The organism is Frigoribacterium sp. CFBP 8759, assembly GCF_014841655.1.
In the GTDB taxonomy this organism is placed as follows: domain Bacteria; phylum Actinomycetota; class Actinomycetes; order Actinomycetales; family Microbacteriaceae; genus Frigoribacterium.
Window position 1 is genome coordinate 61,675 of sequence record NZ_JACYUH010000005.1, and the last position, 23,066, is coordinate 84,740.

General features: G+C 73.3%; 25 protein-coding genes. 16 read left to right on the top strand and 9 right to left on the bottom strand.

All coding sequences use genetic code 11. The annotated features are described in order from the left end of the window. The first annotated feature begins 39 nt into the window (after positions 1-39). From IFT79_RS14975 to crcB, 3 genes are read left to right on the top strand one after another with little or no spacing between them, the layout of a single operon-like run. A complete protein-coding gene (locus IFT79_RS14975; RefSeq protein WP_056229464.1) occupies positions 40-558 on the top strand; it encodes a universal stress protein in 519 nt (172 codons plus the stop codon). A gap of 13 nt (positions 559-571) precedes the next feature. Next, positions 572-1,009 (top strand): CrcB family protein, encoded by a 438-nt coding sequence (locus IFT79_RS14980; protein ID WP_192125087.1) that lies wholly within the window; start codon positions 572-574, stop codon positions 1,007-1,009. Then, a complete protein-coding gene (gene crcB / locus IFT79_RS14985) occupies positions 1,006-1,383 on the top strand; it encodes a fluoride efflux transporter CrcB (protein ID WP_192125089.1) in 378 nt (125 codons plus the stop codon). Before IFT79_RS14980 ends, crcB begins: the two co-directional genes overlap by 4 nt. A 114-nt stretch (positions 1,384-1,497) precedes the next feature. Here the strand turns inward: crcB and IFT79_RS14990 are convergent, their stop codons facing one another. Further along, positions 1,498-2,412: a cation diffusion facilitator family transporter gene (locus IFT79_RS14990; protein WP_056044161.1), complete on the bottom strand. Its 915-nt coding sequence runs from the start codon at positions 2,410-2,412 to the stop codon at positions 1,498-1,500. Positions 2,413-2,662: 250 nt separating this feature from the next. Between IFT79_RS14990 and IFT79_RS14995 the strand changes: the two genes are divergently transcribed. Beyond that, positions 2,663-3,571 carry an SDR family oxidoreductase gene (locus tag IFT79_RS14995; protein WP_192125091.1) on the top strand — a complete coding sequence of 303 codons (909 nt, stop codon included), beginning with the start codon at positions 2,663-2,665 and terminating at the stop codon, positions 3,569-3,571. Positions 3,572-3,634: 63 nt separating this feature from the next. Here the strand turns inward: IFT79_RS14995 and IFT79_RS15000 are convergent, their stop codons facing one another. From IFT79_RS15000 to nucS, 4 genes are all read right to left on the bottom strand, one after another. After that, complete coding sequence (locus IFT79_RS15000) at positions 3,635-4,936, bottom strand: MFS transporter (protein WP_342211859.1); 1,302 nt, start codon at positions 4,934-4,936, stop codon at positions 3,635-3,637. Then, positions 4,933-5,610 (bottom strand): HAD hydrolase-like protein, encoded by a 678-nt coding sequence (locus IFT79_RS15005; protein ID WP_192125093.1) that lies wholly within the window; start codon positions 5,608-5,610, stop codon positions 4,933-4,935. The genes IFT79_RS15000 and IFT79_RS15005 overlap by 4 nt, the downstream gene beginning before the upstream one ends. A 24-nt stretch (positions 5,611-5,634) precedes the next feature. Next, positions 5,635-5,880 (bottom strand): hypothetical protein, encoded by a 246-nt coding sequence (locus IFT79_RS15010; RefSeq protein ID WP_192125095.1) that lies wholly within the window; start codon positions 5,878-5,880, stop codon positions 5,635-5,637. 129 nt (positions 5,881-6,009) lie between these two features. Continuing rightward, on the bottom strand, positions 6,010-6,705 hold the full coding sequence (gene nucS / locus IFT79_RS15015) for an endonuclease NucS (protein WP_056044151.1): 696 nt from the start codon (positions 6,703-6,705) through the stop codon (positions 6,010-6,012). Between the two features lie 135 nt (positions 6,706-6,840). Here nucS and IFT79_RS15020 point away from each other — a divergent pair, with 135 nt between their 5' ends. Then, positions 6,841-7,503: a hypothetical protein gene (locus IFT79_RS15020; protein WP_159828314.1), complete on the top strand. Its 663-nt coding sequence runs from the start codon at positions 6,841-6,843 to the stop codon at positions 7,501-7,503. A gap of 64 nt (positions 7,504-7,567) precedes the next feature. Next, positions 7,568-8,647, top strand: coding sequence for a LacI family DNA-binding transcriptional regulator (locus IFT79_RS15025; protein ID WP_056044147.1), 1,080 nt, complete (start codon positions 7,568-7,570; stop codon positions 8,645-8,647). Between the two features lie 50 nt (positions 8,648-8,697). Here the strand turns inward: IFT79_RS15025 and IFT79_RS15030 are convergent, their stop codons facing one another. After that, positions 8,698-10,032, bottom strand: coding sequence for an MATE family efflux transporter (locus tag IFT79_RS15030; protein ID WP_192125153.1), 1,335 nt, complete (start codon positions 10,030-10,032; stop codon positions 8,698-8,700). Between the two features lie 32 nt (positions 10,033-10,064). After that, positions 10,065-11,330: a uracil-xanthine permease family protein gene (locus IFT79_RS15035; RefSeq protein WP_192125097.1), complete on the bottom strand. Its 1,266-nt coding sequence runs from the start codon at positions 11,328-11,330 to the stop codon at positions 10,065-10,067. A gap of 118 nt (positions 11,331-11,448) precedes the next feature. Between IFT79_RS15035 and IFT79_RS15040 the strand changes: the two genes are divergently transcribed. Together IFT79_RS15040 and IFT79_RS15045 are read left to right on the top strand one after the other, a co-directional pair. Then, positions 11,449-13,413 (top strand): M13 family metallopeptidase, encoded by a 1,965-nt coding sequence (locus tag IFT79_RS15040; protein ID WP_056044144.1) that lies wholly within the window; start codon positions 11,449-11,451, stop codon positions 13,411-13,413. A gap of 5 nt (positions 13,414-13,418) precedes the next feature. Beyond that, positions 13,419-14,324, top strand: a complete 906-nt coding sequence (locus IFT79_RS15045) for a serine hydrolase (protein ID WP_056044141.1) — start codon at positions 13,419-13,421, stop codon at positions 14,322-14,324. An 81-nt stretch (positions 14,325-14,405) separates the two neighbouring features. Here the strand turns inward: IFT79_RS15045 and IFT79_RS15050 are convergent, their stop codons facing one another. Both IFT79_RS15050 and IFT79_RS15055 read right to left on the bottom strand, forming a co-directional pair. Next, a complete protein-coding gene (locus tag IFT79_RS15050; protein ID WP_056044139.1) occupies positions 14,406-14,813 on the bottom strand; it encodes an NUDIX hydrolase in 408 nt (135 codons plus the stop codon). Between the two features lie 55 nt (positions 14,814-14,868). Further along, on the bottom strand, positions 14,869-16,155 hold the full coding sequence (locus IFT79_RS15055; RefSeq protein WP_056044137.1) for a glutamyl-tRNA reductase: 1,287 nt from the start codon (positions 16,153-16,155) through the stop codon (positions 14,869-14,871). Positions 16,156-16,308: 153 nt separating this feature from the next. Between IFT79_RS15055 and IFT79_RS15060 the strand changes: the two genes are divergently transcribed. The 8 genes from IFT79_RS15060 to IFT79_RS15095 all read left to right on the top strand — a co-directional run bounded on the left by IFT79_RS15060 (position 16,309) and on the right by IFT79_RS15095 (position 23,065). After that, a complete protein-coding gene (locus IFT79_RS15060; protein WP_056044134.1) occupies positions 16,309-17,322 on the top strand; it encodes an NADP-dependent oxidoreductase in 1,014 nt (337 codons plus the stop codon). 121 nt (positions 17,323-17,443) lie between these two features. Next, positions 17,444-18,511 carry a uroporphyrinogen decarboxylase gene (gene hemE, locus IFT79_RS15065; protein WP_056044132.1) on the top strand — a complete coding sequence of 356 codons (1,068 nt, stop codon included), beginning with the start codon at positions 17,444-17,446 and terminating at the stop codon, positions 18,509-18,511. Beyond that, on the top strand, positions 18,508-19,872 hold the full coding sequence (locus tag IFT79_RS15070; protein ID WP_342211860.1) for a protoporphyrinogen/coproporphyrinogen oxidase: 1,365 nt from the start codon (positions 18,508-18,510) through the stop codon (positions 19,870-19,872). The genes hemE and IFT79_RS15070 overlap by 4 nt, the downstream gene beginning before the upstream one ends. A 117-nt stretch (positions 19,873-19,989) precedes the next feature. Further along, the gene (locus tag IFT79_RS15075; protein ID WP_043595360.1) at positions 19,990-20,238 is read left to right on the top strand and encodes a hypothetical protein; all 249 of its coding nucleotides are present in this window, start codon (positions 19,990-19,992) and stop codon (positions 20,236-20,238) included. After that, positions 20,235-20,684 carry a phage holin family protein gene (locus IFT79_RS15080; protein WP_054147459.1) on the top strand — a complete coding sequence of 150 codons (450 nt, stop codon included), beginning with the start codon at positions 20,235-20,237 and terminating at the stop codon, positions 20,682-20,684. Before IFT79_RS15075 ends, IFT79_RS15080 begins: the two co-directional genes overlap by 4 nt. Positions 20,685-20,731: 47 nt before the next feature. Further along, positions 20,732-20,959, top strand: coding sequence for a DUF3618 domain-containing protein (locus tag IFT79_RS15085; RefSeq protein ID WP_043595223.1), 228 nt, complete (start codon positions 20,732-20,734; stop codon positions 20,957-20,959). A gap of 112 nt (positions 20,960-21,071) precedes the next feature. Beyond that, positions 21,072-21,845, top strand: coding sequence for a hydrogen peroxide-dependent heme synthase (gene hemQ / locus IFT79_RS16555; RefSeq protein ID WP_082460100.1), 774 nt, complete (start codon positions 21,072-21,074; stop codon positions 21,843-21,845). Then, positions 21,842-23,065, top strand: a complete 1,224-nt coding sequence (locus IFT79_RS15095; protein ID WP_082460099.1) for a ferrochelatase — start codon at positions 21,842-21,844, stop codon at positions 23,063-23,065. Before hemQ ends, IFT79_RS15095 begins: the two co-directional genes overlap by 4 nt. Position 23,066: the final 1 nt, after the last annotated feature.

Genomic DNA, 23,066 nt, shown 5'->3' on the forward strand with positions numbered 1-23,066 from the left:
CGCCGCGTGGGACGGCGACACGGTGAGAGGGTGGTGACCATGTCCGACGAGCAGAACCCCGCGCGCGGCTTCGTCGTCGCGGGCGTCGTGCCGAACTCGGGCGAGGCCGTCGTGGCGACCGCGGCCGACCTGGCGGCACGGTACGGCACCGGTCTGCTCTGCGTCTCGGTCGAGCCCGACCGGCTCGCCTTCGCCGAGGGCATCGACGGCACCGTCCTGTCGTACCCCCTCGACCCCGACGACTACACCGAGACGCTGTCCTTCGACGCCGACCTGGAGGCGCGGCTCCGGCCGGTCGCCTCGGCTCGCGGCGTCGAGCTGCGCACCTCGATCGTCGCCGGCGACCCCGCCCGGTGCCTGTCGCACCTGGCCGAGCAGCTCGACGCCCCGCTGATCGTCGTCGGCAGCCGCGAGGCCGGCCTGCGGGGCAGCGTCCGTGAGTTCTTCGCCGGCTCGGTCGCCCTGCACCTCAGCCACCGTCAGCACCGGCCGGTCGTCGTCGTGCCGCTCGCCCCCGTCCCCCGCAGCCAGACGCTGCCGTGGGAGGACGAACTGTGACGCGAGGCCGCCGGTGACGGGTGCCGCGCGCCCCCGTGCCCCGCACCTCCGTCCGTCCCTGATCGCCCTCGTCGCCCTGGGTGGCGCCCTCGGGACGGCCGCACGGGTCGGGATCACGCTCGTGGTGCCGTCGTGGGGGGCGTTCGACACGGCGATCTTCGCGATCAACGTGGTCGGGGCGTTCGTGCTCGGCGTCCTGCTCGAGCGGTTGCTGCGCTCCGGGCCCGACGAGGGCGGGCGTCGCCGGCTCCGACTGCTCGTGGGGACGGGCGTCCTCGGCGGGTTCACGACCTTCAGCTCGCTCGCGACCGAGACCGCGGCGCTCGCCGGGGCGGGTGGGGGCGACCTCCCCGTCGCCGTGCTCTACGGGCTGCTGAGCCTGGTGCTCGGGGTGCTCGCCGCCGCGGCCGGCATCCGGGTCGGCGCTCGTCTCGCGGGGCGCGCCTCGTGAGCCCGTTGCTCGTCGTCGCCGTCGCGGTGGCCGGCGGGGTCGGTGCCGCCACCCGGTTCGTCGTCGACGGGCTCGTCAAGGACCGCCTCGGCTCCGCCTACCCGTGGGGCACGACCGTCATCAACGTGTCGGGCTCGTTCGCGCTGGGGGTGCTGACCGGCCTCGCCCTGCAGGCGGTCGTCGCGCCCGAGTGGAAGGCCGTGCTCGGCACCGGGCTGCTCGGCGGGTACACGACGTTCAGCACCGCGAGCGTCGAGACGGTGCGACTGCTGGCGGCCGGGCGACGCGGGGCCGCGGTCGCGAACGGCCTCGGCATGCTCGTCGCGTGCGTGGGCGTCGCCTCCCTCGGGCTGTGGCTCGGCTCGCTCGCCTGACGGGCTCGTCGCCCGGGCCTCAGGCGCGCCGAGTGGGCAGATCTGGTCCTTCCGCGGCTGGTGAGGGACCCGTTCTGCCCACTCGACCCGCGCCTCCGGGGGAAGGGGGCCCGGTCAGGCGTGCGTCTCGCGCTCGTGCCCGGCGTGGTCGGCCGGCTCGAGCTGGAACGTCGCGTGCTCGACCGAGAAGTGGGCGGCGAGGCACCGGTCGAGGGCGTCCAGGGTCTCGTCGACCTTCATGTCGCAGAACACCTCGCGCTCGACGACGACGTGCGCCGAGAAGACGGTGGCCCCGCTGGTGATCTGCCAGGCGTGGACGTCGTGGGCCGAGACGACGCCCGGGGTGTCGCCGATGTGCGTGCGGACCGACTCGAGGTCGATGTCGCCCGGAGCCGAGCCGAACAGCACCCGGATCGCCTCGCGCAGCAGCGACCAGGCCCTCGGCACGATCATCGCCGCGATGATCAGCGACCCGACCGAATCGGCCTGCGTGAAGCCCGTGGTCAGCACGACGACGGCGGCCACGACGACGGCCGCCGAGCCGAGCAGGTCGCCGAGCACCTCGAGGTAGGCGCCGCGCATGTTGATCGAGTGCGTCGCCCCGCCCCGCAGCACGAGCAGTGCCGCGACGTTCGTCGCCCCGCCGACCAGGCCGACGACCAGCATCGGCAGCCCGAGCACCTCGTGCCCGTCGACCGCCACGAGACGGGAGACGGCGGCGACGGCGACCGAGAGCGACACGGCGAGCAGCACGAGGCCGTTGACGAAGGCGGCGAAGACCTCGGCCCGGCGGTAGCCGTAGGTCTGTCGGCCGCTCGCGGGTCGGGCGGCGACGATCGTGGCCACGAGGGCGATGACCAACCCGGCCAGGTCGGAAAGCATGTGCCCCGAGTCGGCCAACAGCGCCAGAGAGCCCGAGAGCCAGGCGCCGACCAGCTGGGCGACGAGACCGAGGGCGACGATCGCGATCGCGAGGCGGAGCCGTCGTCCGTCGGCGGCGACGTGTCCGTGTCCGTGGTCGTGGCCCATGGGCGCCTCTCGTCGGGATGGAGGGGTGGGGTGGGGATCGGGGCCCTGATCCGGCCCGGCGGGTCGGTCCGCCGGCGTTCCGGGCCGGCGTCGAATCTACCGGCGCCCGTCGGCGACGGCCACCGATCCGAGCAGTCGATAACGAGTCTCGATCCCTGCAACGACGCCGATCGGGGCCCACCGGGCGGACGAGGAGGCGCGGGTCGGCCCCGCCTGGGAGCCGCCCCCACCGCGCATGGTTCAGTGAGGCATGACCGACTCGACCGAGACCTCCTCCGCCTCCCTCGGGGAACCCGCCCGCGCCTCCTCGTCCCTCGTCGCCGTGACGGGTGCGACGGGCGCCGTGGGCGGCATCGTGGCCGCGCACCTGTCCGAGCGGGGCGTCCCGCTGCGGCTCGTCGTGCGCGACGCCACCCGGGCACCCCGACTCGACGGGGCCGAGGCCGAGGTCGCCGTCGCCACGTACGGCGACCGGGCGGCCTCCGTCGAGGCCCTGCGCGGGGTCGAGACGCTGTTCATGGTGTCGGCGGCCGAGGCCCCCGACCGCGTCGACCAGCACCGCGCCTTCGTCGACGCCGCCGTCGAGGCGGGCGTGCGGCACGTGGTCTACACGTCGTTCGCCGGTGCGTCGGCCGAGTCGGTGTTCACGCTCGGGCGGGACCACTTCGCGACCGAGCAGCACATCCGCGAGTCGGGGCTGGCCTTCACGTTCCTGCGGGACAACTTCTACCTGGACTTCATCCCGCTGTTCGCGGACGAGCAGGGCGTGATCCGCGGCCCGGCCGGTGACGGGCGCGTGGCGGCGGTGGCCCGGGCCGACGTCGCGGCGGTGGCGGCCGTCGTGCTGCTCGACCACGAGTCGCACGCCGGGGCGACCTACGACCTCACCGGGTCGGAGGCGTTCACCCTGACCGAGGCGGCTGCACGCCTCACCGCGCTCGGCGGACGGTCGTTCACCTTCGTGGACGAGACGGTCGACGAGGCCTACGAGTCCCGCCGCGGCTTCGAGCCGGAGCCCTTCCAGGCGGACGCCTGGGTCAGCACCTACACGTCCATGGCCTCGGGCGAGGTGGCGCAGGTGACGTCGTCCGTGCGCGACCTGACCGGACGCGACCCGTTGACGCTCGAGGTGCTCTTCGCCGGAGGCGTCCAGCACTGACCCGGCCCGGGAGGCCGCCCGGTCGTCGGCCCGGCTGGCGGCCCGGCTGGCGGCCCGGCCGGCTCAGGGCACGCGTCGCGACGACAGCACGCCGCTGACGCCGAGCACGACGACCGCCGCGGCGACGCCGATCATCGGGATCTGCCAGTTGCCGCTGACGTCGTGCAGTCCACCGATCGCGAGCGGCCCGAGCGCGGCGATCGCGTAACCGCCGCCCTGCACCAGGGCCGACAGTCGTCGTGCCTCGACGTCGGTCGACGCCATGCGCACGATGACGATGAAGATGATCGTGATGCCGCCGCCCTGCGCGGCCCCACCGAAGATCGACCAGAGCAGCCAGTGCTCGGGGGCGAAGAGCAGGCCCAGCGGCATGGCCGACCAGAAGACGGCGATCAGCCCGATGACGACCGCCGGCCGCACGCGCAGGGCGAGGAACGGCACCCCCAGCGCACCCACGACCGCGAGGATCTGGAAGACCGACGAACTCGCGCCGGCCGCCTCGCGGGTGAGGCCGACCTCGTCGCGCAGCAGCGTGGGCATCCAGGCCGTGAGCCCGTAGTAGCCGAACGCCTGCCCCGAGAAGGCGAGCGTCAGGCCCCAGGTCGTCCACCGACGCAGCAGCGGGGTCGCGCTGCGTCGGCGCTCGCGCGCGTCGACCTCGGCCTCGCCGTGCTCGACGACGTCGATGCCGCCCGTGAAGACGTCGGTCGCCGAGGAGGCGCGGTGCCGGTCGTCGACGTCGGCCTGCGACCCCGGCACCACGGCCACGCTGCCGCCCCGCACCGCGACGCGGGGGCCGACGGCGATCGACCAGACGACGGCGGCCAGGACGGCGAGCAGCCCCCAGGTGACGAGGGCGAGGGGCCAGCCGACGACCGAGGCGATCGGGGCCGTCGCGAGCGAGGTGATCATGGACCCGACGTTGAGGGCCGAGGTGTAGATGCCGGTGACGAAGCCGGCCCGCTCGGGGCTGAAGTCACGACGGATGACGACGGGCAGCACGACGTTGCCGATCGTGATGGCGACGCCGATCACGATCGTGCCCACGTAGAGCCACACCGTGCCGCCGGCCGTGCGCAGCAGCGTGCCGAGGAGCACGCCGGCGAGCCCCAGCGTGACGGCGCGCTCGGCGCCGATCCGGCCGATCAGGGCCGAGGCGAACGGGCTCGCCACGGCGAAGCAGAGCACGGGGATGCTGGTGAGCAGCCCGGCGACGACCGCCGTGAGGCCGAGGTCGGCGCTCATCTGGTCGAGCACGGGGGCCGGGGCCACGATCGGCCCGCGCATGTTGAGGGCGATCAGCACGATCGCGAGGGTGAGCAACCAGGCGGCGGGCGACCGCACCGCGGCCGCGGCCCGGGTCACGCGGCGCCGCGCAGCAGGGAGACGCCCAACAGGTCGGCCACCTCGTCGACGTCCGCCGCCACGGCGACCGCGCCGACGTGCTCCTCGGGCTCGCCGTAGCCCCAGCCGACGAGGATGGTGGGCACGCCGTGCACGGCCGCACCCTCGACGTCGTGGTGGCGGTCGCCGAGCAGGACGGGCCGCGAGAGGTCGGCCCCGCGGGCCCGCAGGCGCTTCAGGGCCTCTTCGACGACGTCGGCCTTGGTGTTGCGCACCTCGTCGTCGGACGCGCCGGTGATGACGTCGAGGTAGCGGTCGAGGCCGTGGGCCCGGAGGATGGCCGTGGCCGGGGTCTCGGGCTTCGAGGTCGCGGTCGAGGTGGGGATGCCGGCCGCGTGCACGGCCGCCATGAGGTCGGGCACCCCCGGGAAGACCTCGCCCTCGAGGGCGCCGTGGGCCAGGTAGTGCGCGCGGTAGAGCCGCATGGCGTCGACGAGGCGCTCGCCGTCGAGGCCGAGGCGCACCTCGAAGCTCTGCGGCAGGGGCGGGCCGACCCAGGCCATGAGGTCGGCGGGGGAGGGCACCGGCAGGCCGAGTTCGCCGATCGTGTGGGCGAGGCTGGCGGTGATCGCGGGCGCCGAGTCGGCGATGGTGCCGTCGAGGTCGTAGAGGACGGCCGTGTAGGGGAGAGTCATCACCCCCAGCTTACGGATCGGGGGTCAGCAGGGGACCGCTCGGAGCGGCCAGGTCGCGACGGCCGACACGGCGTCCCGGATCGCCGTCGCGTTCGCACCCGCACTCGTCGTGCTCGTCTTCGCGGTCGCGGTCGCGGTCGCGTGCGGGGTCGGGCTCCGTCGCGTCGCGTCGAACGGGCGCTGGGGGGCGTCGGGCCTGCTCGCGAGGGACCGGAAGACGGGGGTCGCCTCGCGTTCGGCGGCCAGGGTGTCGAAGATCGGTGAGGTCACGGGTTGCTCCTGCGGTCGATGGGGGTCGTAGCAGAAATATAACCCTGAAATGTGAGTATCACAAGGGTTCGTCTCACTGCGCCCGCGTGGGCCCGCACCTGCGCGGCCCCGCACCCTCGTGGGCCGGCGTCAGAAGAGGCGGGAGTGCGAGTCGTCCAGCCCGCGCATGGCGTCGTAGTCGAGCAGGAGGGTGCGGATGCCCCGGTCGTGGGCCAGCGTGCGGGCCTGCGGTTTGATCTCTTGCGCGGCGAACACCCCGGTCACGGGGGCGAGGTGTGGGTCGCGGTTCATCAGCTCGAGGTACCTCGTGAGCTGCTCGACCCCGTCGATGTCGCCTCGCCGCTTCAGTTCGACGGCCACCGCGGCGCCCTTCGCGTCGCGGGCCAGGATGTCGACCGGCCCGATGGCGGTCATGTACTCGCGGCGGACGAGGGTGTGGCCCTCGCCGAGCAGCTCGATCTGTTCGGCCAGCAACTTCTGCAGGTCGGCCTCGACGCCGTCCTTGGTCAACCCCGGGTCGACGCCCATCTCGTGGGACGAGTCGTGCAGCACCTCGTGGATCGACACCACCAGGAGGTCGGCCGTCTTGGCCTGGGTCACCTTCCACAGCTCGACGACGCCGGCCTCGCGTTGGTCGTCGTCGGGTTCGACCGTGCGGATGGTGCAGGGCGGGCTCATCCAGTTCAGGGGCTTGTAGCTGCCGCCGTCGGAGTGGACGAGCAGGCTGCCGTCGCTCTTGACCATCAGGAGGCGCGTGGCCAGGGGCAGGTGGGCGGACAGTCGACCGGCGTAGTCGACCGAGCAACGGGCAATGACGAGGCGCACCCGACGATCCTACGGGGCGGCGCGAACGCGGCATGGGCCCCTCGTTGACAAGTATGCATATGTGAAATACATTCATGACAGATGGTCGGCAGGACGGCCACCGAGACGCCTCCAGGAGGAACGATGCCCCACCCGATGCCCGCCACGACCCGGCCGCTGCGGACGACGACCCACGACACGGCCGAGCTGCTGCTCGTCGACCTGGCGACGGCGCGCTACGCGCCCGGCGACTCCCTCGACGTCGACACCATCGTGCGCGAGCACCGGGTCACCCCCGGCGAGGTGCACCTCGCCCTCTTCGAGCTGAGGCGCATGAAGGTCGTGGTGCGCGCCCCGTTCAGCGGTGCCCACGTCGTCGTCTGGCACCGGCGGTTCAACGAGGTGCTGCTGCGCGACCTGGTCCGCATGGTCTCCGTGGCGTCGACGACGGCGACGTCGCTCGAGGACGTCCCCGAGCCCGCCGTGCGCCGACCGGCCTGCACGGCCCACGGGCTGGCCCTGCCCGCGGACGTCGCCCACTTCCTCGACCTCGTCCGGGCGATCGTGCAGGTGCTCTCGCCGGCGGCCCGTCAGCACGTGCGCGACGACCTGCTGCTGCCGCTCGAGATCCTCTGCAGCGCGAGGGCCGTCGCGGTGCACGACATGCGGCCCGCCCTCGGCGAGACCGTCCGCGGCGCGATCGTCGACCTGATGGAGGCCGCCGCGCACTACGGCGACTGGACACAGCTGCCCGGTCTCGCGTCCGACTACGTCACGGCCCTGGGCGTCGACGAACCGCCCGTGCGACCCGTCGACTGACGCCGCACCGACCGTCACCGCTCACCCGGAGGCCGTCCGGCCCCGTCGGCTAGGCTGCGGCAGCATGAGCCGGGCAGAGGGCGACGTCGCCGCGAGGCCGACCCTTGCGTCGGTGGCGCGGGTCGCCGGGGTGAGCGCGAGCACCGCCTCCTTGGCCTTCAGCGGGACCGGCCCCGTCTCGGACGAGACCCGCGCGCGGGTGCTCGCCGCCGCCGACGAACTCGGCTACGCCGGGCCCGACCCCCGCGCGAGGTCGCTGCGGCGTGGGCGTTCCGGCATCGTCGGCGCCGTCCTCGAGTCCACCCTCAGCACGGCCTTCCGCGACCCGATCAACGTGGCCATGCTCGACGGCATCGCCGACGTCACGGGGCCGGCCGACAACTCGCTGCTGCTGCTGACCGAGACCGCGGGCGAGCGCTCCCGCCTGCTGGACGCCCCGGTGGACGCCGTCGTGCTGTTCGGCTGCAGCACCCGCCTCGACCAGTCCGTGTCGATCATGCGTCGGCGCGGCATCCCGGTGGTCTCGATCGAGGCCCCGCCGACCGAGGGCGTGCTCGACATCGCCGAGGACAACGTGGGCTCGTCCCGCCTCTTGGCGCAGCACCTGCACGACCTCGGCCACCGACGGGTCGCCGTCGTCGCGCTCGAGCTCGGCCCCGGCCGGTCGAGCGGCGACGGGGACGACGAGCTCACCGACGCGCGCGTGGCCCGGGGCACCTCCTGGCCGACCCTCGAGCGGCTGCGCGGCACCCGCGAGGTCTTCCCGGGCGTGGGCGGCCTGGCCACCCGCGGCAGCTGGACGAGCGAGGGGCACCGCGCCGGCCTGCGCCTGCTCGACGTGCCCGAGGCCGAGCGGCCGACGGCGATCGTCGCCCAGAGCGACCTGCTCGCGTCGGGCGTCATCGCGGCGGCGGACGACCTGGGGCTGTCGGTGCCGGGCGACCTGAGCGTCGTCGGCTACGACGGCGTGCGCCTCGACGACCCGCGCGCCGCCGACCTCACGACGGTCGTCCAGCCCGCCGTCGAGAAGGGCCGCGCGGCCGGTCGCGCAGTGCTCGCACTCCTCGCCGGCGACCCCGTCGAGGGCACGACGTTCACGAGCGTCTTCCGGCCGGGGTCGACCACGGGTCCGCCCGCGCGCTGACGCCCGACCCCCGACGCCTCCTCGCCGACGCCGACCCACGACCCCCGGGTTCAGCCGGCGCCGACGACCATCCAGCGGTCCGACCGCGCCCGGATGCCCAGCGTCACGGCGCGGATGCCGATGTACCCCAGGCCGAAGGCCAGCCACAGGGCGACCGTGCCCCGCGCGTCCGGCCCGACCCGCGCCTCCAGCGGGATCAGGATCGCGAGGTAGACGACCGTGTTGACCACGCCGGCGAGGGCGAGGTAGCGGGCGTCGCCGGCGCCGAGGAGCACGCCGTCGAGCACGAAGACGAAGCCGGCCAGCGGGATGCCCACGGCCATCGCCAGCACGACCCGGGGCAGCAGGTCGCGCACCGCGTCGTCGCCGCTGAAGACGGGTGCGAGCAGCGGCGAGACCGCGGCCAGCAGCACGCCGAGCAGCAGACCGCCGCCGACCCCGAACAGCATCAGCCGGCGGGTGACGGCGCGCACCGCCTCGCGATCGCCCTGACCGAGCGCGTGGCCGACGAGGGCCTGGCCGGCGATGGCCAGCGCGTCGAGGGCGAACGCCAGCGTGCTGAACAGGGTGAGTGCGACCTGGATCGTCGCGAGCCCGGTCACCCCCGAGGAGGCGGCGGCCCAGACGGTCGCGATCATCGCGATCCGCAGGGACGCGTTGCGCACGAGCAGCCACGCGCCGGAGCGTGCCGTGCGACCGACGCCGGCCAGCCCCGGACGCAGCGGAGCCCCGACGGCCCGAGCGGCACGGACGGCGATCACCACGTACACGGCGGCCATGCCCCACTGCGCGACGACGGTCCCCGCCGCCGAGCCGGCGATGCCCCAGCCGAAGCCGTAGAGGAAGAGCGCGTTCAGGCCCGCGTTCGCCGCGAAGCCGACCGTGGCCACGACCAGTGGCGTCCTGGTGTCCTGCAGGCCGCGCAGCAGTCCGGTCGCCGCGATCACGAGCAGCATGCCGGGCAGGCCGAGCATCGACACGGTCAGGTAGGTCGCCGCGGCGTCGACGACGGCCGGGTCGGTGCCGAACAGGCCGACGAGGGGGCGGGCGACGAGTGCCCCGACCCCGGCAAGCACCACCCCGACCAGCAGCGCGAACCAGAGCCCGTCGACGCCGGCGCGGATCGCTCCGGGCCGGTCACCCGCGCCGAGCCGTCGGGCCACGGTCGGCGTCGTGGCGTAGGCCAGGAAGATCAGCAGGCCGAGGGCGGTCTGCAGCACGACGCTCGCGATGCCGAGCCCGGCGAGGGGCACCGTGCCCAGGTGCCCGACCATCGCGGTGTCGGTCAGCAGGAAGAGCGGTTCGGCGATCAGCGCGCCGAGCGCCGGCGCCGCGAGGGCGACGATGCGTCGGTCCCAGGGCGAACGGAGGCGCGAGGCCGTCACCGGGGACGGCTCGCCGCGGCGGCGTCCCACCGTCAGTCGGTGCCCCGGGCCCGACCCACGGCCGACATGAGGTGGTAGACGACGATGGCCGCGACCGTGCCGAGGATGATGCCGCCGAAGCTCGCGCCCCCGAGCGCCAGGGTGAAGTCGGCGATGCCCATGATGAGCGCGACGCCGGCGGTCAGCTGGTTCTTCGGGCGGCTGAAGTCGACCCTGTTCTCGACCCAGATGCGGATGCCGATCACGCCGATGAGCCCGTAGAGCGCCGTCGTGACGCCGCCGAGCACCCCCGGCGGGATGGTGAAGATGACGGCGCCGATCTTGGGCGACAGCCCGAGCAGGATCGCCACGACGCCGGCGACCCAGTACGCGGCCGTCGAGAAGATGCGGGTGGCGCTCATCACGCCGATGTTCTCGCCGTAGGTGGTCGTCGCCGAACCGCCGCCGAGGCCGGCGAGCACCGTGCTGAGGCCGTCGGCGAAGAGTGCCCGGCCGGTCAGCGGGTCGAGGTTGCGCTTCGTGAGCTGGCCGACGCCCTTGACGTGGCCGACGTTCTCGGCGATCAGGGCGAGCACGACGGGCAGGAAGCCGAGGTAGATCGGCAGCTGTCCGAGGTCGAAGGCGGGGGCCGTGAAGGTCGGCAGGCCCACCCACGGCGCGGCCGCGACGGCGCTGTAGTCGACGGCGCCCGCGATCACGGCGGCGACGTAGCCGACGACGACGCCGACGAAGATCGACAGGCGGCCGAGCAGGCCCTTGAAGAGCACGGCGCTCAGCACGACCGCGGCGAGCGTGATCAGGGCGATGCCCGGCGAGAGCGCGAAGTTGTCGCGGGCGGCCGGGGCCAGGTTGAAGCCGATGAGGGCGACGATCGAGCCGCTGACCACCGGGGGCAGCAGGGCGTCGATCCAGCGGGTGCCCGCGAGGTTCACGACCAGGCCGATCACCGCGAGCAGGGCGCCGACGACGATGATGCCGCTGAGCGCGAGGGGGATGCCGCCCACGTCGGTGGCGGCCGCGATCGGGGCGAGGAAGGCGAACGACGAGCCCAGGTAGCTGGGCAGGCGGTTCTTCGTCATGATGAGGAAGAGCAGGGTGCCGATGCCGGAGAAGAACAGCGTCGTACTCGGCGGGAACCCGGTGATGATCGGCACGAGGAAGGTCGCGCCGAACATCGCGACGACGTGCTGGCCGCCGAGGCCGATGGTGCGCGGCCAGCTGAGCCGCTCCTCCGGGGCCACGATCTCGGTCGGGTCGACCGTCTTGCCGTCGCCGTGCAGTGCCCAGGGGAGTGCCATGTCGAGAACTGTACTGGGGGTGCCGTTTCCTCCGTGTTTCCTGGGACGGCCTCGTCAGCCCGGGCCGCAGCGGGTCCGGCCCGGCCCGCCGTCGGGGGCCTCACCTAGGCTGACGGGCATGACCAGCGACGCACTGAGCAGCGGAATACAGACCGACGAACTCGACCCGGCGGTCCGCCCGCAGGACGACCTCTTCCGGCACGTCAACGGCGCGTGGATCGACCGCACCGAGATCCCCGACGACAAGGCGCGCTACGGCTCCTTCTACCTGCTCGCCGAGGAGGCCGAGAAGGCCGTCCGCGAGATCGTGGTCGAGTCCCAGTCCGCCGAACCCGGCACCGAGGCCCGCAAGGTCGGCGACCTCTTCACCAGCTTCACCGACGAGGAGCGCATCGAGGCGCTCGGCGCCGCACCCCTCGAACCGCTCCTGGCCGAGGTCGAGACGGTCACCGACGTGACCTCGTTCACGCGCCTCCTGGGCTCGCTCGAGAAGCAGGGCATGCCGAGCTTCGTCCAGCTCTTCGTCGACAACGACCCGGGCGACCCCGAGCGGTACGTCGTCTTCGTCGAGCAGGGCGGCCTCGGCCTGCCCGACGAGTCCTACTACCGCGACGAGAAGTTCGAGTCGGTGCGGACCGCCTACCGGGCGTTCGTCGAGCAGATGCTCGGGCTCGCCGGCCTCGACGACGCCTCGGCCCGCGCCGACCGCGTGGTCGGGCTCGAGACCGCCCTCGCCACGCACCACTGGAGCAACGTCGCCACCCGCGACAGCGACAAGACCTACAACCTGCTGCCCTGGGCCGAGTTCGACGCGCTCGCCGAGGGTGTCGACCTCACGGCCTGGCGGGACGCCGTGGGCGGCCCGGCCGGCGTCTTCGACGAGCTCGTCGTGCGCGAGCCGTCGTTCGTGACCGGACTGGCCTCGCTGCTGACCGACGACCGCCTCGACGCCTGGAGCGACTGGCTGCGCTGGCAGATCGTCCGCTCCATGGCCGCCTACCTGTCGACGCCCTTCGTCGAGGCGAACTTCGGCTTCTACGGTCGCACCCTCACCGGCACCCCCGTGCAGCGCGCCCGCTGGAAGCGCGGAGTCTCGTTGGTCGAGGGCGCCCTCGGCGAGGCCGTCGGCCGCATCTACGTCGAGCGGCACTTCGCGCCCGAGGCCAAGACCGCGATGGACGTCCTCGTCGGGCACCTGGTCGAGGCCTACCGACAGAGCATCACGGGCCTCGAGTGGATGACCGACGAGACCCGAGCCCGGGCCCTCGACAAGCTCGAGAAGTTCACGCCCAAGATCGGTTTCCCCGAGAAATGGCGCGACTACTCGGCCTTGTCGATCGACCCCGCCGACCTCGTCGGCAACGTGCGGGCCACCGCCGCCTTCGGCTTCGACCGCGAGCTGGGCAAGATCGGCCAGCCGCTCGACCGCGACGAGTGGTTCATGACGCCGCAGACCATCAACGCGTACTACAACCCGGGCATGAACGAGATCGTGTTCCCCGCGGCGATCCTGCAGTTCCCGTTCTTCGACGAGACGCGCGACGCCGCCGCCAACTACGGAGCCATCGGCGCCGTCATCGGCCACGAGATCGGCCACGGCTTCGACGACCAGGGCTCGAAGTACGACGGCGACGGCAAGCTGACCGACTGGTGGACCCCCGCCGACCGCGAGGCGTTCGAGGAGCTGACCTCGTCGCTCATCGCGCAGTACGACGCCCTCGCCCCGAAGCAGGTGCCCGACCACCACGTCAACGGCGCCCTCACCATCGGCGAGAACATCGGCGACCTCGGCGGGCTCTCGATCGCCTGGAAGGCCTACCTCATCTCGCTCGACGGCAGCGAGCCGCCCGTGATCGACGGCCTGACCGGCGCCGAGCGGTTCTTCCTGAGCTGGGCCCAGGCCTGGCAGATCAAGCTGCGCGACGAAGAGGCGATCCGTCTCGTCTCGATCGACCCGCACTCGCCGAACGAGTTCCGGTGCAACCAGATCGTGCGCAACATCGACGAGTTCTACGAGACGTTCGGCGTCACCGAGAGCGACGCGCTGTGGCTGCCGGCCGAGGAGCGCGTCACCATTTGGTAGGTCAGGTGCCCGGCCGTCGGGCCCGACGGGAGAACGGCGACGGCGCCGACCACGAGCCGCGCCACGGTGGCGGGCGCGCGCTCGAGTCGTTCTCGACGTCCTTCGCCGCCCTGGGCGACCTGGCGCTCGCGGGTGGGCAGGTCTCGGCCTCGGTCAGGGACCTCGACGCGGGGGCCGACCTGCTGAGCGTCGACGAGCACGTGGCGCTGCCGGTGGGCCAGCTCGGTTCCGTCCTGCTCCTGGTCGAGGTCTCGGCCCGCATCGAGGACGGCACGCTCCGCCCCCTCGACGAACTCGACCGGCCGGGCGACCCCGGCGACCAGGGGCCCGGTGGCCTCTGGCCCTACCTCCGCCGGACGAGCCTCCCGGTGACCGACGCGGCGACGCTCGTCGGGGCCTTCCGCGACGGGGCGGCGATCGACGCGCTCATCGGCCGGGTGGGCCTGGCCGCCGTGCGGGCGCGAGGTGAGTCGCTCGGTCTCACGAAGACGGCCCTCCTCGACGTCACCCGGTCGTCCCGCGGCCCCGACGACGCGCCTGCGCTCGCCGTGGGCACGGCTCACGAACTCGGCGGCCTCATGGTGTCCCTCGCCCGCGGCGAAGTCGTCGACCGGGCCGTGTCGAACCGGGTGCTTGGCTGGCTGTCGCTGGGCGCCGACACGTCGCTCGTCGCGGCGCCGTTCGGTCTCGATCCGCTCGGGCACCGGCGGCTCGACCACGACCTGCAGATCGTCCATACGACCGGTGGCGACCCGGGCGTGCGCTCCGAGCTCGGGGTGCTCCGCGGGCCGCGCCGCAGCGTCGCGTACTGCGTGATCGTCACGTTCGACGACCTGACGCTCGCCCACCGCCTCCGGGCGCTCGAGGCCCTGCGGGCCGTGGGCACCGACGCCCTCGAGTACGTGCACTGAGCCGGGTGCCGCATCGAGCCGGCTGCCGCGCCGAGCCGAGCGCCGCACCGAGCCGCGGCCCGGCCTTGCCCCCGCGCCGACTCAGTCGACCAGGTCGAGCCCCCGGAGGCGCTCGAGCGTCGCGACACCGGCCGGCGGGCACCGGCCCGCGTCGGCCGAGGTGACCCAGTGGACCGCGCCGACCTCGGCGGCGGGCGCCGGCTCGGGGCTCGTCGCCGAGAGCTCGGCCGCGAAGACCGTCATGGCGACCTGCCGACCCTCGGGCTCGCCGTGCGCCTGCGTCACGACGGTGAAGAGCTCGGCCACGGTCGTCGGGTCGAGTTCGACGCCGACCTCTTCGCGCGACTCCCGGACCAGCGCCTCGGCCGCGGTCTCGCCGGCCTCGAGCTTGCCGCCGGGCAGGTACAGCACGTCACGGCCGCGGGCGGTCACCATCAGCATCCGACGGTCACGGACGAGGGCGAGTGCGCTGACGACGATGGTGTCCATCAGGCCATCCTCGGGCACGACGACGTCGGCCCGGTGCGCCGGCGTCCGGGGGCGATCAGCCCGCCGAGGCCTGACGCTCGTCGTCGACCGCGCGCAACGGCGACGACGAGGAGGCGCGGCGCCCGTCGGTCACGCCGAAGAGCGCCTCGAGGCCGTCGCGGAACTCGTCGCCCCGGCCCTCTCGGGCCAGCTCGCGCGCCCGGACGGAGGGGGTGTGCAGCAGCACGCCGGCGAGGTGTCGCAGGGCCGATTCGGTGCGGTCGGACGAGTCCCCGCGCGACCGCGCGCGCTCGATCTCGGCGTCGAGCAGGTCGAAGACGTGCTTGCGCAGCGCGACGACGGACGGCGTGAGCGACTGTTCGGCGGCGACGGCCTGGAACTCGGCGGCCGCGGACGAGACGAGGGCGCGGGCGTCGTCGGCCGCGCTGAGCTGGGGCAGCGGCGCGTGCAGGCTGATGGTCTCGAGGTCGAGCAGCTCGACGCCCTCGACGCCGGCGACGAGCGGGTCGACGTTGCGGGGCAGCCCGAGGTCGATCACGAGGCGGCGGCCGCCGGGGAGGACGACGTCGCGGGTGACGACCGGCTCGGTGGTCGAGGTGCAGGTGATCAGCACGTCGCTCCAGGCGACGGCGGTGGCGAGGTCGTCGTACGGCGTCGCGGCGTGCTTGAGGCCGAACCACTCGGCGCGGCCCGAACCCGAGTAGACGGCGAGCTGGTCGGCGCCACGGTCGCGGAGAGCCGCGACGGTGGTGGCCGCGTACTGGCCGGTGCCCACGATGAGGACGCGCGCCTCGGACCAGTCGGTCACCCGTGAGGACGCCAGCTCGAGCGCGAGGCGCACGAGTGACCGGCCCGCGCCTCCGACGTTGGTCTGGTTCTTGATGCCCCGGGAGGTCTGCGACGCCTTCTGGAAGAGGCGCTCGAGGTCGCGCGAGGTGGTGCCGTCGTGGCGGGCGCGCTCGAGCGAACGGCGCACCTGGCCCGAGATCTCGTCCTCGCCGACGACGACGGACTCGAGGCCCGAGCTGACGGCGAACAGGTGCTCGACGACCTCGTCGCCCGTGATGACCCGGACGCTGTCGCGCAGGTCGTCGGGCTCGACGCCGCTGGCGGTGCTCATGGTCTCGATCGTGGCCTCGACGGCCAGGGCGCTGCCGGCGGTGAGGGGCTCGTCGACGTCGAGGTAGGCCTCGAACCGGTTGCAGGTCGCGAGCACGACCGCGCCGCTGACGAAGTCGCTGCCGTCGACCAGGGTGCCCGCCGCCGAGGGTGCGCCGATGCTCAGCCTCTCGAGGAGGTCGAAGCTGGCGTTCTGGTGGGACGCCGTGAGGCAGATGAGCACTGAGTGATCCTAACTCTGATCGGCGTTTTCGGCTGGGCGTTGACTCGACGTCGAGTGGCCGGGAATGCCACACGACGGTTGCAGCTTGCAACAACGGAGCCCGGGGCCGCATTCCGGCCGCCGGCCCGCACCGCATCGAACCAAGGAGACACCATGACCTCGACCACCAGCATCCAGTGGCAGCTCGTCGCCCGCCCGCACGGCGAGCCCACCCCCGACGACGTCGCCCGCGTCGAGGTGACCCTGCCCGAGCTCGGCGACGGCGAGGTCCGCGTGCAGAACGAGTTCCTGTCGGTCGACCCCTACATGCGCGGTCGCATGAACGACGTGAAGTCGTACGTCCCGCCCTTCGCCCTCGGCGAGACCATGACCGGCGGGGCCGTCGGCCGCGTCGTCGAGTCGCGTTCGGACGACCTGCCGGTCGGCACCGTCGTGCTGCACGAGCAGGGCTGGCGCGACGTGGCCCAGGGAGGCGCGGCCACGTTCCGTGCCGTGCAGCCCGTCGACGGCGTCCCCCTGTCGGCGTACCTGGGCGTGCTCGGCCTCACCGGCCTGACGGCGTACGTCGGCCTCACCGAGATCGCCGGCATCCGCGAGGGCGACGTCGTCTTCGTGTCGGGTGCCGCCGGGGCCGTCGGCACCATGGTCGGCCAGATCGCCCGCCTCAAGGGAGCCTCGCGCGTGATCGGCAGCGCCGGTTCGGCCGAGAAGGTCGAGCTGTTGACCTCGAAGTACGGCTTCGACGCCGCGTTCAACTACAAGGACGGTGACGTCTCCGAGCTGCTCGCCGAGGCCGCTCCCGACGGCATCGACCTCTACTTCGACAACGTCGGCGGCGACCACCTGTCGGCCGCCCTCGCCTCGTTCCGCACCGGCGGTCGTGCCGCACTCTGCGGCTCGATCGCGAACTACAACTCCACGGGCGCCCCGGTCGGCATCACGGGCATGACCAACATGGTCACCCGCGGTCTGACGATGAAGGGCTTCACGTTGGGCGACTACCGCCACCTCGCACCCGCGTTCCAGGCCGAGATGGGCCCCTGGCTCTCCGCCGGCGACGTCGTGTACGACGAGACCGTCGTCGAGGGCGTCGACAACGCGTTCGACGCCTTCACCGGGCTGATGCGCGGCGACAACGTCGGGAAGATGGTCGTCGCGGTCTCCTGACCCGCGCCTCCTCGTCCGCTCGCGCGTTCGAGGCGATCCGACCGGGACGGTCCCGCCGTGGCGGGGCCGGCCGCGGGTCGCCTCGACGCGACGTCCAGCGGGCGATGGGACAATCGACCACGTGACCCAGACCTCCGCCCTGCCCGAGCAGCACCCGCTGGCCGCCGGCCTCACGACGCGTTCACCGCTGGTCCGTGCCCTGCGCGGCGACCGGCCCGAGACGCTGCCGGTGTGGTTCATGCGCCAGGCGGGGCGCTCGCTTCCCGAGTACCGCGAGCTGCGCGTCGGCACCGCCATGCTCGACGCCTGCCTCACGCCCGACCTGGCGAGCGAGATCACGCTGCAGCCGGTCCGCCGTCACGGCGTCGACGCGGGCATCTTCTTCAGCGACATCGTCGTGCCGATCAAGCTGGCCGGCGTCTCGGTCGACATCGTCCCGGGTCGTGGTCCGGTGCTCGAGACGCCGATCCGCACGGCGGCCGACGTCGCGGCCCTGCGGCCGATCGACCCGGAGGCGCTGGCCCCGATCGCCGCGGGCGTCGCCCAGACCGTCGCGCAGCTGGGCAGCACGCCGCTGATCGGGTTCGCCGGCGCCCCCTTCACCCTCGCCGCCTACCTCGTCGAGGGCGGGCCGTCGAAGGACCACATCCGCGCCCGTGCCCTCATGCACGGCGATCCCGAGACCTGGGACGCCCTGCTCACCTGGGCCGCGGACGTGACCGGTGCCTTCCTGCGGGCGCAGGTGCTCGCGGGGGCGAGCGCCGCCCAGTTGTTCGACTCGTGGGTCGGGTCGCTCTCGCTGGCCGACTACACCGCGCACGTCGCCCGCCACTCGGCCCGTGCCCTCTCGCACGTCGCCGACCTCGACGTGCCCCGCATCCACTTCGGAGTGGGCAGCGGCGAGGTGCTGGCCGCCATGCGCGACGTCGGCACCGACGCCGTCGGGGTCGACTGGCGCATCCCGCTCGACGAGGCCTCGCGTCGCCTCGGTGGCTCCACCCCGGTGCAGGGCAACATCGACCCCGCCATGCTCCAGGCGCCGTGGGCCGTGCTCGAGGCGCACGTCCGCGACGTGGTCGAGCGTGGTCGGGCGGCCCCGGCGCACGTGCTCAACCTCGGCCACGGCGTCAGCCCCGACACCGACCCCGACGTGCTCACCCGCATCGTCGAGCTCGCGCACACGCTGTGACCCCGCCCGTCGTCACCCCGAGCGGCGTCGTCGACGTCGCCGTGGTGGGCGGCGGCATGGGCGGCATCGTGCTCGCCCGTGACCTGGCCGCCGCCGGGTTGGGCGTCGTGCTGTTCGAGGCATCCGACCGACTGGGCGGCGAGGTCTCGCGACACGTGGTCGCCGGCATCGCACTCGACGCCGGGGCCGAGAGCTTCGCGACCCGGGGCGGCACGGTCGCCGGTTTCGCCACCGAACTCGGCCTCGGCGACGACATCGTCCTGCCCGATCCCCGCGGGGCCTGGCTGCACGAAGCCGACGGCGAGTCCTTCCCCATCCCGCGAACGGGGCTGCTCGGCATCCCCGGCGACCCGTCCGCCGCCGACGTGCGAGCCGTCGTCGGCGAGGCCGGCGTGACCCGCGCGCTCGCGGACGCCGACCTGCCCGCCGAGATCGGGGCCGAAGAAACCACCCTGGGGGGTCTCGTCCGGGCGCGCATGGGTGACGAGGTCGTCGACCGGCTCGTCAGTCCCATCGTCTCGGGCGTCCACTCGCTCCACCCCGACCTGCTCGCCGTCGACCGCGTGGCCCCCGGGCTGCGCTCGGCCCTCCAGCGCGAAGGCAGCCTCGCCGCCGCCGTGCTCGGACTGCGCGCCCTCGCCCCGGCCGGCTCGGCGGTGGCGGGAATCCGCGGCGGCCTCGCCCGGCTGGTCGACCCGATCGTCGCCGACCTCCAGCGGCACGGCGTCGACGTCCGCCTCGGCACCCGCGTCCGCTCGATCGACGAGACCGGCGTCGAGACCGCGGGCGGTGAGCACGTCCGGGCGAGACAGGTCGTGCTGGCCGTCGGGGACCACGACGCGGTGGCCCTGACGACCCGCGCCTCCTCGGTGCCGCCCGGAGCGATCACCCTCGCGACCCTCGTCGTCGACCGGTCGGAGCTCGACGCGGCGCCCCGGGGCACGGGCGTCCTCGTCGCCCCCGGCTCGACCGGACTCCGGGCCAAGGCCCTCACCCACGCGACCGTCAAGTGGAGCTGGCTGGCCGAGCTCGCCGGGGGACGCCACGTGCTCCGGCTCAGCTTCGACTCGCCCGTCGTCGACCGCGACACACCCGACGCCGAGGTGCGCGACGCGGCGCTCGCCGACGCCTCGACCCTGCTCGGCGTCGACCTCGCCGCGCGCCACCTGGTCGGCTTCGGCCGGGCCACCTGGGACGCCCCGCGCCGGGCCGAGGCGGCGGTCGTCACCGAGCCCGTGGTCGAGGTCGTCCAGGCAGGAGGCGCGGTGGCGGGACGGGGGCTGGCCGCGATCATCGCCCACTCGCGTCGTCAGGCCGCCACCCTCGTGGCGGCGCTGTCGGCGCCCCCGTCCCGCGACTGAGGCCCCGGGGTCGGGCCGCTTCGGTCCGGCGCGGGCGTCGGGCACCCGCCTCGGGCTACATTGGAGGGACGTGTGCGGCACATGCCGTCGCGCGTACGACCACGAATGGAGTCCCCCGTGCGAGGCAAACTGATCTTCGTCGCCGGAGCCGCTGTCGGATTCGTGCTGGGCGCCCGCGCCGGCCACGACCGGTACGAGCAGATCACCGAGAGGGCGTCCAAGGTCTGGAACAGCCGGGCCGTGCAGCGCCAGGTCGCCAAGGGCCAGGACTTCGCCGGTGCCAAGACGGCCGACGGCGTGGACGCCGTCGTCACCGGCATCACCCGGGGCATCTCCAAGGCCTTCGGCGGCGGCCGAAAGAAATGACCGACTCGACGCGCAGCGACAAGGTGCGGCACAAGACCAGGCCGCGGTCGCTCTTCGCCCTGGTGCAGGACGTCCCGACGCTGGTCACCGACCTGGTCAAGGGCGAGTTGGCCCTGCTCAAGTACGAGGTCATCGGCACGCTCAAGGCCTTCGGCATCGGTGCCGGCTTCCTGGTCGGGGCCCTGGTCTTCGTCTTCGCGATGCTCGGCGTCCTCCTGACCGGCATCGTCCTGCTGCTCGCCATCTGGCTTCCCGGCTGGGCGTCGGCCCTCATCGTCGCCGGCGTGCTGTTGCTCGTCGCCGCCCTGCTCGCGTTCCTCGGGTACAAGGCGATCAAGAAGGGGCTCCCGGCGGTCCCCGAGAAGACCATCGCGAGCCTCAAGGCCGACCTCAAGGCCGTCAAGGGCGTGGGGTCGATCCCCGGCGCCCGCCTCGACGAGCGCTGACGCGCCTCCTCGACACCCCCACCCTTCCCGTTCCCGACAGGAGCACCGTGAGCGACAGCAGCGACATCCAGGCCCACATCGACCGCACGCGCGCCGAGCTCGCCGCGACCCTCAACGAACTCGAGGACAAGCTGAACGTGCCCAAGCAGTTGGGCATCGCCGGGCACCGCGCCAAGGCCTCGTTCGACCGCGACAAGACCCCGTGGCTCGCCGCCGCCGGGGCGGGTGCGCTGGCCGTCGCGGGCGTCGTCGTCGCGGTCGTCAAGCGCCGCTGACCGCTCGCCCGGCTCGCCGGTCGGCTCGACCGCCGGCGGGCACCGGGTGCCGTTCGCTCGACCGGGAGCAACCTGGTTGGGCTCCCAGCGTGCCGAGAGGGAGAATGGCTGCATGAGTTCCAGCGCCGACGCGGCAGCGCCCGTACTGCCGACGTCCGATTCATCCGCCGCACCCGTCCAGACCGAGTCCGACGACGCCGCGGCGAGCACACCGCCACCCGTCGAACGCCTCGGCTACACGCTCTGGGCCGTGCTGCGACGCGACCCGCAGAACCCCTACGCCCCCGAGCTCGACGACGTCCCGCAGCTCGACGCGGTCGTCGACGCCCTGGCGGGTCTCGGCGTGACCGTCCGTGGCTTCTACGACGTCAGCGCCCTGCGGGCCGACGCCGACATCATGATCTGGCTGCACGGCGAGGTGCCCGAGGCCGTCCAGTCGGCCTACCGGCAGCTGTTGCGCACCGACGTGCTGGGCGGCCTGCTGCCCACCTGGAACGCCATGGGCATGCACCGCGAGGCCGAGTTCTCGCGCAACCACAGCCCGGCCTTCATGCGGGGCAAGGCACCCGAGACCTGGTTGACGGTGTACCCGTTCGTGCGCAGCTACGAGTGGTACCTGCTGCCCGAGGCCGAGCGCCGTCAGATGCTCGCCGAGCACGGCAAGCAGGGCTCCGAGCACCGCGCGGTGCTGACGAACACCGTCGCCAGCTTCTCGCTCGGCGACTACGAGTGGATCCTCGCCCTCGAGGCTCCCGAGCTCGTCCAACTGGTCGACCTCATGCGCGACCTGCGCTACACCGAGGCCCGCCGCCACGTCCGCGAAGAGATCCCGTTCTTCACGGGCCGACGCATCCCCACCACCGACATCATCGAGGTCTTGTCGTGACCGACACCAGCAACATCACCAACGGGCAGCTCGTCCGCAACGCCACCCCCGCCGCGGCCTCCGGCCCCGAGCACGTCTCCGAGCCGACCGACTACGACGCCATCCTGCTGGCCGGCTTCGGCGGGCCCGAGGGGCAGGACGACGTCATCCCGTTCCTGCGCAACGTCACGCGCGGGCGGGGCATCCCCGAAGAGCGGCTCGAAGAGGTCGCGACGCACTACCGCCACTTCGGCGGCGTCAGCCCGATCAACGAGCACAACCGCGAGCTCAAGGCCGCCCTCGAGGCCGAGCTCGAGCGTCGCGGCATCGACCTGCCGGTCATCTGGGGCAACCGCAACTGGCAGCCCTACATGGCCGACGCCGTGCGCGAGGCCGACGAGCGCGGGTTCCGCAAGCTCATCGCGGTCGCGACCAGCGCCTACTCGTCCTACAGCTCGTGCCGCCAGTACCGCGAGGACTTCGCCATGGCGCTCGACGCCACCGGCCTCGAGGGCACCATGCAGATCGACAAGGTCCGCCAGTTCTTCGACCACCCCGGTTTCGTCCAGCCGTTCATCGACGGCGTGCGCGACGCGCTCGTCGCGGCTCGCGCCGAGAACGAGGGGCTCGACCTCGCGACCGAGGTCCAGGTGCTCTTCGCGACGCACTCGATCCCGTCGACCGACGCGGCCAAGAGCGGCCCCCAGGCGCGCGGCTTCGACGCCGACGGCGCCTACGCCGCCCAGCACAAGGCCGTCGCCGAGGTCGTCATGGCCGCGGCCGAGGCCGCCCTCGACCTCGACCTGCCCGAAGGGGGCGGCACCACCGTCCCCTGGCAGCTCGTCTACCAGTCGCGCAGCGGCCCGCCCTCGATGCCGTGGCTCGAGCCCGACATCAACGACGCCATCGACGACCTGGCCGGCGGTCCGACCCGCGCCGTCGTCATCGTGCCGCTCGGGTTCGTCAGCGACCACATGGAGGTCATGTGGGACCTCGACAACGAGGCGATGGAGACCAGCGAGAAGAACGGTTTCTGGGCGACGCGCACCCCGACGCCGGGCATCGACCCGAACTACGTCACCGGGCTCGTCGACCTCGTGCTCGAGCGTCGTGACGGCGTCCCCGCCGAGGACCGCCCCCACGTGACCGACCTCGGGCCCTGGTACGACGTCTGCCGTCCCGGCTGCTGCGAGAACGTGCGACTGGGCTTCAAGCCCGCCTTGTCCGGCCTGGTCCCCTGAC